General features: G+C 40.6%; 7 protein-coding genes. 4 read left to right on the forward strand and 3 right to left on the reverse strand.

The annotated features are described in order from the left end of the window. Positions 1 to 118: 118 nt before the first annotated feature. Positions 119 to 562 carry a GatB/YqeY domain-containing protein gene (locus IBX42_RS09600; protein WP_294932297.1) on the reverse strand — a complete coding sequence of 148 codons (444 nt, stop codon included), beginning with the start codon at positions 560 to 562 and terminating at the stop codon, positions 119 to 121. Between the two features lie 97 nt (positions 563 to 659). On the opposite strand from IBX42_RS09600, the gene flgH reads away from it, so the two are divergent. Both flgH and IBX42_RS09610 read left to right on the forward strand, forming a co-directional pair. Continuing rightward, a complete protein-coding gene (gene flgH / locus IBX42_RS09605; protein ID WP_294932314.1) occupies positions 660 to 1355 on the forward strand; it encodes a flagellar basal body L-ring protein FlgH in 696 nt (231 codons plus the stop codon). Then, on the forward strand, positions 1291 to 2781 hold the full coding sequence (locus IBX42_RS09610; RefSeq protein ID WP_294932300.1) for a hypothetical protein: 1491 nt from the start codon (positions 1291 to 1293) through the stop codon (positions 2779 to 2781). The genes flgH and IBX42_RS09610 overlap by 65 nt, the downstream gene beginning before the upstream one ends. Positions 2782 to 2933: 152 nt before the next feature. Here IBX42_RS09610 and IBX42_RS09615 read toward each other — a convergent pair whose 3' ends face one another. Next, positions 2934 to 4577, reverse strand: a complete 1644-nt coding sequence (locus IBX42_RS09615) for a SulP family inorganic anion transporter (RefSeq protein WP_294932303.1) — start codon at positions 4575 to 4577, stop codon at positions 2934 to 2936. Beyond that, complete coding sequence (locus IBX42_RS09620; protein ID WP_294932305.1) at positions 4578 to 7208, reverse strand: valine--tRNA ligase; 2631 nt, start codon at positions 7206 to 7208, stop codon at positions 4578 to 4580. It lies immediately after the preceding gene. 103 nt (positions 7209 to 7311) lie between these two features. Between IBX42_RS09620 and IBX42_RS09625 the strand changes: the two genes are divergently transcribed. Both IBX42_RS09625 and IBX42_RS09630 read left to right on the forward strand, forming a co-directional pair. Next, entirely contained in the window at positions 7312 to 7809 is a 498-nt protein-coding gene (locus tag IBX42_RS09625; RefSeq protein WP_294932308.1) for a rubrerythrin family protein, read from the forward strand. Between the two features lie 111 nt (positions 7810 to 7920). Continuing rightward, positions 7921 to 9996 (forward strand): ATP-dependent helicase, encoded by a 2076-nt coding sequence (locus IBX42_RS09630; RefSeq protein WP_294932311.1) that lies wholly within the window; start codon positions 7921 to 7923, stop codon positions 9994 to 9996. Positions 9997 to 10032: the final 36 nt, after the last annotated feature.

The following is a 10032-nucleotide window of genomic DNA, read 5'->3' on the forward strand; positions in this document are numbered from 1 at the left end:
ATGGAAAAAATAAAAACGCCTAAAAAGAGGCGAACGCCTCGCACGCGCTTAGAAAACTAAAGTTTATTTAAGAGAGATTAGGAGAAGAGACTCTTCTCTTATCTTATCTTATCTTATCTTATGAGAGCAGAGTTTTTGCGCACTCGTTAATTCTTTTGCCGTCAGCTTTGCCTGAGAGCTCTTTACTAGCCGCTCCCATAACTTTTCCTATATCTTTGATGGTTGTAGCGCCCACTTTTGCAATTATCACTTTGAGTGCTTCTTGAAGTTCGCCATCGCTCAGTTGTGCGGGGAGATACTCTTTGTAGCAGGCTATCTCATCTAGCTCTTTTTGCATTAGATCATCACGTCCGGCGTCTCTATATTGCGTTGCGGCGTCATCCCTTCTTTTTACCTGAGACTGTATGATTTTTATAACGTCATCATCGCTAAGTTCTCTTCTCTCATCGACCTCTACCTGCTTAAGAGCACTGCTTAAAAGTCTTAGAGCGTCTCTCTTTTTGTTATCTTTTGCTTTCATAGCATCTTTGATATCTTGGTTGATTTTATTTCTTAAATTCACTTTTTTCCTTTTATGTGGAACTATTGTTGCTAGAATTATAACTAATAAACAAGAACTAAAAAGAGAAAAATTGAAAAAAACTATTTTAACAGTGCTAATGCCGATTTATGCTATACTATTTTTATCTGGATGCGCCGCTAACTTGATGGAACCTGAGATTGATTTTGAGCCGCCTGCTTATGTAGAGCAGATGCCTTCGCGTGAGGACAAGAAGGATTTTACTTCTGTTGGAAGTATCTTTGGACAGGGGGAAAATCCGCTTTTTACAGATCACAAAGCGATGCATGTAAATGATGTTGTAACGGTTGTTATCTCTGAAAATGCAAAGAGTTCAAGTACTGGATCAAAGCAGCTAAAGGAAGATGACGCAATGGGTTTAGGTGGTGGTCTTTTTGGTTCAGGAGGCTCAAACTCTGCGGTAAATTCAGCAGCCAACAAACTAAGCGGTTTGAGCAGTATAGGTTTTGATGCAAGCTCTTCAAGCGCCTACAGCGGGCAGGGAAGCGCATCAAGGGATGCGTCGTTTGCTACGACTATCTCTGCTAGAATTGTTAAAGTGTTGGAAAACGGAAACTATTTTATATCTGGCAAGAGAGAGATTCTTGTTGATGACCAAAAGCAGATTATACAGATTGGCGGTGTTATACGCCCTTATGATATTAATCAGTACAACACAGTAGAGTCCTCACAGATTAGTGATGCTAAAATTCTTTATAAGACACAGGGAGATGTTGATCGTGCGACAAAACAGGGTTGGGGTACAAAAATTATTCAAGCGGTTTGGCCGTTTTAGTCTACTTATTGCGCTAAGTTTCTCAACACTTCTTGCAGCGGAGAGTTTTAAAGATTTTAAAAGGTCTCAAACAGACTCGTTTAAAGAGTATAAAGATGAGAGAGACGGCGCTTTTAGCAACTACTTAAAGCAGGAGTGGGAAGCCTACACTCTCCAAGAGATGAAGTCTCTATACGAGAGAGAAAAACCGATAACTATTGAACCTGCAAAACCCAAAGAAGTTAAGCCGGTCGGACCAAAAATAAGCATAAAAATTGAAGCAGAGAAAGAGCCAAAAGAGGATTTGACGCCAATCCAAAAAGAGCCTGCCATATCTCCGCCGCCACAGAAAAGGGCGAAAGATATCTCTTTTGATTTTTATGGTAAAAATTTGGAGTTTGACATTTCAGATGGAGTAAAGAGCGCAAATTTTTACCCTACAAATCAGATTGGAATAGCCAACTATTTCGATGCAGTTGCTTCAAGTGAGTACGAATCTCTTGTTTTGGAGATTCAAAGAGTCTCAAAATCTATGAACTTAAACGATTGGGGCATCTATCTTTTAGTTTCAAAAATATCTCGTAGCATATATGAAAACAGGGATAGCTCGAAGCTTCTTAGCTGGTTTTTGTTAAACAAACTGGGTTATGCCGTGAAAATAGGATTAGACGGTAGGCACATAGTGTTGATGCACTACTCCGCAAAGACAATCTATGCAGCACCAAACTTTAGTTTCAGCAATAAAAAATATTATGTTTTTATTGATAATAAAAAAGAGAAAATAGGCAGAGTTTTTTCATACAAACAGGATTATCCCGGAGCTACAAAACCGCTTGATCTCTCTTTGGATACGCTTCCTCTTTTGGGAGAAAATCTAGAGTATAAGGTTCTTAGTTTTTACAATTTTGAGAAGAAGTATGATGTTGCAATCTCATACAATAAAAATCTTATAGACTTTATGGCTTCATACCCACAGGCTGAGTATGAGACCTTCTTTAATGCCCCCATTGAGCAAAGGACATATAGAGATTTGGCAGCAGGAATTAAAAAACATATCGATGGCAAAAAAGCAAGCGAGGCTATGAACTTTGTGCTTAGTTTTGTCCAAAAATCATTTAAATATGAGCAGGACAATCAACAGTTTGGCAAAGAGAAGGTTATGTTTGCACAGGAGACACTCTTTTATGAGAAGTCCGATTGTGAAGATAGGGCAGTTCTATTTTCATATCTCATGAAAGAGCTTTTTGGGGTTAGCGTTTTGGGTGTGAAGTATGAGGATCACATGGCGACGGCACTCTACATTCCACTTGATGGAGATAAGATAAGAGCAGGTTCAAAAGAGTATGTTATTGCAGACCCGACATATATTAACTCAACTATCGGCATGGGAATGCCAAAATACAGATCCGTGAAACCGCAAAGCTATATTGTTGTGAAAAACAAGTAAGAATGCAAGATATGAATAGAGATGCATTAACAGATCTTCCAAACAGATTTGCTTTAATAAGGTTATAGCAGAATTTGTTCATAGTAGAGAGGTTCAGGCAAAAGTAGAGGAGCTTGGAGTCGACTACTCTCAAGGCTACTATTTCGGTGAACCTAAAGAGGAGTTACAGTAATACCTTTGGCTCTTTTTACTGCCTTATCAAAGGAGTCAAGTATATTTTCATCGCCAATTAAAGATGTTATCTCGTGCCTTTTTAAATCTTTGAGCACATCGCTATTTACGCCCGAGAGAAGCAGTCTGACATCTGATTTTTGAAGCGTTTTTATCATCTCTGCGAAATTATGAATAGCCGTTGAGTCCACAAAAGGAACATGGCGCATACGGATGATTAGTATCTTGCTCTTAAGACCTATCTCTTTTATCACTCCCGAGTACTGTTTTGCAGAAGCGAAAAAGAGCGGACCGCTTATCTCATATATGGATACACCCTCAGGCAAATCAGAGTAATCCTCAAGCAAGTCGCCATCAACATGACATGGAGTTTTTATGCCGATGTCAGCCATTCTTTTCATAAACAGAAGTGATGAAAGAACAATCCCGATCTCTATTGCCACGGTCAAATCCACAAACACTGTAAGCAAAAAGGTACTAAGCAGAACTATAATGTCAAAAGGAGAGCCTTTTAAAATTGAGATAAAAGAGCGCCATTCGCTCATGTTGTAAGCAACGACAATCAAAATTCCTGCCAAACATGCCATCGGAATTAGCTTTGCATAACTTGCAAAAAAGAACATGATAAGCAACAGAGTCAGAGCGTGGACAATTCCGGCTATCGGGGTTCTTCCTCCATTTTTCACGTTTGTAGCAGTTCTTGCAATCGCACCGGTTGCCGCAATGCCGCCAAATATCGGTGTAACTATATTTGCAATTCCCTGAGCTATAAGTTCCGTATTTGAGCGGTGATTGCCACTTATCATACCATCTGCCACAACGGCAGAGAGAAGAGACTCTACTCCTCCAAGCAGTGCTATGGTTAGGGCAGGGGCGATATAGATATAGAGGTTCTCCATCTCAATATTTGGTAGCGAGAAAGTAAAAGTGTTTGGGATTTCACCGAAAAATGACTCAATCGTACTTACTGGAATATTTGCAACTTGAACAACAAGAGTGATAAAAACAATGGCAATAAAAGAGCCCGGAACTTTAGTTGTTATCTTTTTTGAATATATTGTTATAAGTATTGTGACAACTGTGATAGCAACGGCATAAACGTTGGCTTCGCCTAGGTTTGAAAAATAGACTACCCATTTTTCATAAAATTCGGAAGGCAGTTTTTCGATAGGCAGCCCAAAAGCATCTTTTATTTGTGTTGAAAAGATAACTACCGCGATACCGCTTGTAAAGCCTACGATGAGCGGATGCGGGAAGTATTTGAGAAGATCGCCAAGACGCAAAAGTCCAAAGAGTATGAGAATAACTCCCGCCATCATGGTAGAGATTATGAGCCCGTCAATTCCGTATTCTTGAACAATTGCGTATATTATTACGATAAATGCTCCCGTAGGTCCGCCGATTTGAACTCTGCTCCCGCCAAGAAACGAGATAATAAAACCTGCAACTACGGCAGTAATCAGTCCTTTTTCAGGAGAGACACCGGAAGCTACGGCAAATGCAATGGCTAGGGGAAGTGCAACAATGCCGACAACGATACCTGCGAAGATGTCAGAGATAAGCTGTTCTTTGTTTATTCCGGACTTTAAAAGTGTAAGAAGTTTAGGTTCAAAAATTTTATTCATTTAGTTTTTCAGCGAATTCAACTGTTCTATTACTTTTGTTTGTTTGCTCTGCGCATCTGCTAGAAGTTCTCTGTTTTTTGCTAAAACATCTTCAGGCGCGTTTGCGACAAATCTCTCATTGTTTAGCATGCCGCCCAGTTTGTCTATCTCCTTTTGGAGCTTTTCATCCTGTTTTGTGAGGCGGTTAATGATTGATGTGAGGTCTATGCTTTGTGTCGGTATAAAAGTCTCACATTTTTGCGAGATGTCACTTACCGAATTTTCTACCTTAGAGTCAGTAAACTCCACAATATCTACTTTGGCAAGTTTGAGTATAAAAGGCTTCATAAGCTCTTGCTCTTCATGCGAGATGCCGTCTATTTTTACATACACTTTTTCTATCTTTTGATTTGCCAAATCTACCAAGACTTTTGCGCGTCTAATGGAGATGATTACGTCCATGATTATCTCAAATCTTGCCTCATCCTTGAGACGTTTTTTCGTCTTGTACGGATACTTCATAATCATAACAGAGTCTGCGTTCTCCAAGCTTGTTCCCGAGAGTTCATGGTAGAGATACTCTGTGATAAAAGGCATAAACGGGTGCAGAAGCTTCATAGACTCTTTGAAAATCGCTCCAAGTTCGACTATTGCGCCTTTGTCGGCTTTGCTAAGCTCGATACCCCAGTCGCAGAACTCATTCCAGATAAAGCGGTAAACGACCGTTGCCGCATCGTTAAATCTGTACTCATCCATGCATGAGCGGACTTCTGCTGTAGCGACATTTAGGCGTGAGAGCATATATCTTCCAAGCGGGCTCTCGACACAGAAACCTTTTAAATCTGGGAAAGTGTCTACATTCATCTGCAGGAATTTTGCCGCGTTATAGAGTTTGTTTGTAAAGTTGCGGTTTTGTTCCAGCTTGTCGGTACTCATTCTTATGTCACGCCCTTGCGCCGCACTGATTGCAAGCGTAAAGCGGAGAATGTCTGCACTGTACTTCTCTACCATGTCCAGCGGGTCGATAACATTGCCTTTTGATTTGCTCATCTTCTGCCCATTCTCGTCGCGTACAAGCGCATGCAGATAGATGTGGTTAAACGGAAGTTCTCCCATAAAGCTCTCGCCCATCATCATCATTCTGGCAACCCAGAAAAAGAGAATATCAAAACCCGTAATAAGAAGTGAGTTTGGATAAAAATCTTTCATATCTTGAGAGGTAAAAAGTTTGTCCATCTCAACATCGCCATTCCCCCAGCCAAGTGTTGAAAAAGGCCATAGCGCAGAGCTGAACCAAGTGTCTAGAACATCAGGGTCTTGATGAATATTTTTTGAACTACATTTTGGGCATTTTTGTTCCGTTTCTTTTAAACTTGCCCACTCATGCTCACATTCGTCGCAGTAAAAAACAGGGATTTGATGCCCCCACCAAAGCTGACGCGAAATACACCAGTCTCTTAGATCACCCATCCATGAGTTGTATGAGTTTATCCAGTGAGGCGGGAAAAATTTCGCTTCGCCGTTGTTTGTTTTTTCTATTGATTTTTTAGCAACTTCGCTTCTGACAAACCACTGTTTTGAGATGTATGGCTCAACGATATTTTTACATCTGTAGCAGTGTCCGACCTGATGTTTGTAATCTTCAATCTTTACGACAAAGCCCTCGGATTCGAGTTTTTGTACGATTATCTCTCTTGCTTCAAGACGCTCTAACCCTTGAAACTCTCCTGCATATTCGTTTAAAATACCTTTCTCATCAAATACCGTGATAAACTCTAAATCGTGTCTTTTGCCTACTTCGTAGTCGTTTTGGTCATGCGCGGGAGTTACCTTAACCACACCTGTTCCAAAGGTCATGTCTACATGTTCGTCGGCGATAATTGCGACCTCTCTGTTAATTAGAGGGAGTCTTATCTTTTTACCGATGATATCTTTGTATCTGGTATCGTCGGGATGCACCATAACCGCGCTGTCGCCGAAGTATGTTTCAGGTCTTGTGGTTGCAACTTCAACAAAGCCGCTTCCATCAGCAAAAGGGTATTTTAAGTGGTAAAACTTCCCGTCATGGTCTTCATGCTCGACCTCAATATCGCTAAGTGCGCCGTCATGCGTACACCAGTTTACCATGTAGTTTCCGCGAACTATAAGTCCTTGGTTATAAAGATGAACAAAAGCCTCTTTTACAGACTTTTGAAGCCCCTCATCCATAGTGAAACGCTCACGCTTCCATGCAGGAGAGACGCCCATTTTGCGCAGTTGTGAAGTCATTATTCCCGCAGACTCCTCTTTCCAAGCCCATGCACGCTTTAAAAACTCCTCTCTGCCGATCTCCTCTTTTGTGGTACCTTGAGCCAAGAGCTGTTTCTCGACTACATTTTGCGTCGCAATCCCTGCATGGTCGGTTCCGGGCTGCCAAAGAGTTTTGTATCCGTCCATGCGTTTATAGCGGGTAATGATGTCCTGAAGCGTAAATGTAAGTGCATGACCTATGTGAAGACGACCCGTAACATTTGGAGGAGGCATCATAATGGAGAAGTTTTTTGCATCTTCTTGAATGGCTTTGTTGCCATCTACTTCAAAGTAGCCTCTCTCTTCCCATATTTTGTAAAATGCATCTTCCGTTATGCTTGGTTCATAGCTCTTTTCTGACATGTAATCGACCTTAAAATGTATTAAAATTTTTGCGATTATAGCGTAAATGTTGTGAGCATTAACTTATCGAAGATACAATCTAAAAAATCAGCAAGGAGTTGTTATGCCAACTACAAAAGAGAATTTAGAAGTAGCATTTAGCGGAGAGAGCGGAGCGTATCAGAAATATAGTGCGTTTGCAAAACAAGCCCAAAAAGATGGATTTGCAAATATCGCAAAACTTTTTCGTACAACGGCAGAGGCTGAGAAAATCCATGCCGAGGGACACTTAAAGGCAATGGATAAAATCGGTTCGACGCTAGAGAATCTTGAAGCGGCAATCGGCGGAGAGACTTATGAGTATGAAGATATGTACCCGCCGATGTATGAAAAAGCCGTAGCAGAGGGGCATAAAGCAAAAAAGATGTTTGGATATGCGCTTGAAGCAGAAAAGGTTCATGCCGAGCTTTACAAAAAAGCATTTCAGGCGGTAAAAGAGGGCAAAGATATTGATGAAGTAGGGATTTATCTCTGCCCGATATGCGGTTATATCGAACTTGGAGAGCCTACTAAGAACTGCCCAGTATGCGGAGTGAAACCATCTGCTTTTATTCAGATTTAAAGCTTCTTGGCGTTTAGTATGATGATGTTTAGTAAAACTGTTAGGCTTTTGAAAATCGATTAAATAAGCTTAAATCGGTATAATTCGACTCTTAGTCTTATAGGAGTTTTTTTGCCACTTTCGCGTTTAAATGAAGAACAATATTTTGCAGCTACATCCTCCAACGAACAAAATCTCATTATCGCTTCGGCAGGAACTGGGAAGACATCTACAATCGTTGGAAGAATAGCTTATCTCTTAAGTAAAGGCGTAAAACCTACAGAGATTTTACTTCTAACATTTACAAATAAAGCCGCAGCCGAAATGGTGCAGCGTGTTGCAGAATTTTTCGGTAAAGATGTGGCTTCTAAAATTGATGCCGGAACCTTTCACGCGGTAAGCTACAGATGGCTGAAGAAGCAAGACAAAAAAGTCGTCCTCAAACAGCAAAGAGAGCTAAAAACACTCTTTAGAAGCGTCTATGAAAAGCGCTCATTCGGTCATATTGGTGCAGAAATCTCACCTTATGGCGGAAACTATCTCTACGACGTCTACTCATTTTACCAAAATACGGAACTTGTAAATAATTTTGAAGAGTGGGTTAAAAACAAATACCCTGAGCATGAGCTTTTTGCTATGATTTATGCCGATATTGTAGATGAGTTTGAAGCGCTTAAAAAAGAGTACGGTTTTGTAAATTTCAACGATTTGCTCCTTCATTTTCGAGCCTTGTGCAAAACTAAAGATCTTGGATATCAAGAGGTTCTTGTCGATGAGTATCAAGACACAAACGCGCTTCAAGGCACTCTCATAGACGCAATGAATCCGCCCTCGCTCTTTTGTGTAGGGGATTACGACCAGAGTATCTACGCATTTAATGGTGCGGATATCTCGATTATCGGAACATTTTCCAAAAAATTTCCAGAAGCAAAAGTGCATACGCTTACGAAAAACTACCGCTCAACCGTTCCTATACTCTCTCTTGCTACAAAAGTTATAGAGCATAATGAGCGGATTTACCCCAAAAAACTTGAAGTGACGCGAGGGCATGATTCACAACCTCCAAAACTGCTTGCGTATGATGAGCTGTTCGATCAGTACCACGCCATGGCAGCGCAAATCCGCGACTCTCAGACTCCAAGAGAGGAGATAGCCGTCATCTTCAGGAACAACTCATCGGCGGACGGTATAGAGGTCGGGCTTCGTGAGCTGGACATACCTTGTAGGCGAAAGGGCGGGACAAGCTTTTTTGATTCGCGTGAGGTAAAGGCTGTTTTGGATTTTTATACTCTTTTGGTAAATGAGTCGGATATGATGTCTTTTATACATCTATTTGAGTTTGCCAGAGGCATAGGAAGTGCCATGGCAAAAGAGATCTATATTGCGCTAAAAACACTCGGTCACGGAAGTATATTTTATGGACTTTATGCACCGGATGAGTCCATTAAAAATCCTTTTGAGAAGAGAAAACTCAACCATCAGCTTGGACTTTTTGATGATTTTTTAGAGCTTGGGAGCGTTGGAAAATTTGCAAAACTCGGTTTTGAAGATAAGTTTATGCGCAATCCGATTTTAAAACATCCAAGGCTTACAAAAGAGAGCGCTACGTTTTTGCACGATTTTTATCTCCTCTTTCGTGATCTAAAAGGTGTAAAACAGCCTTGCACAATTGTAAAAAAGATTGCAGAGTCTGCAATCTACAAATATATAGCCGAATTTTTAGCAGGCAAAAGAGCGCTCCTTAAAGACGGTACGATTGATGAGAAGCAAAAAACAGAGGCACTCTCTAGGATAGCTAGAAAAATGGTTTTGCTAGAAGAACTCTCAACACCCTACAGTGAACATGAGAGATTCTTAAATGCCATGATTTTGGGTTCATCGGATCTGACTCAAGGCGAGGGAGTAAACCTCTTAAGTGTTCATGCTTCAAAAGGGTTGGAGTATAAAGAGGTTTATATAATCGACCTTATGGACGGGCGCTTTCCAAACCGTAAACTTATGCAACGCGGCGGTTCTCTAGACGAGGAAAGAAGACTCTTTTATGTAGCAGTTACAAGGGCTAAAGATATACTATATCTCAGTTATGCAAAATATGACAAGATAAAAAAGCTTAATTTTTTACCCTCACAGTTTTTATATGAGGCGGGTTTAGTCCCAAAAGATGAAGCTTTTAGAGCGATGGTTTTAAAAGATGAAGATAAAGAATAATAATCTGGATTTTATGAGTATAATGTCGAAAAAAAG

This window comes from Sulfurimonas sp. (genome assembly GCF_014859695.1).
GTDB lineage: Bacteria > Campylobacterota > Campylobacteria > Campylobacterales > Sulfurimonadaceae > Sulfurimonas.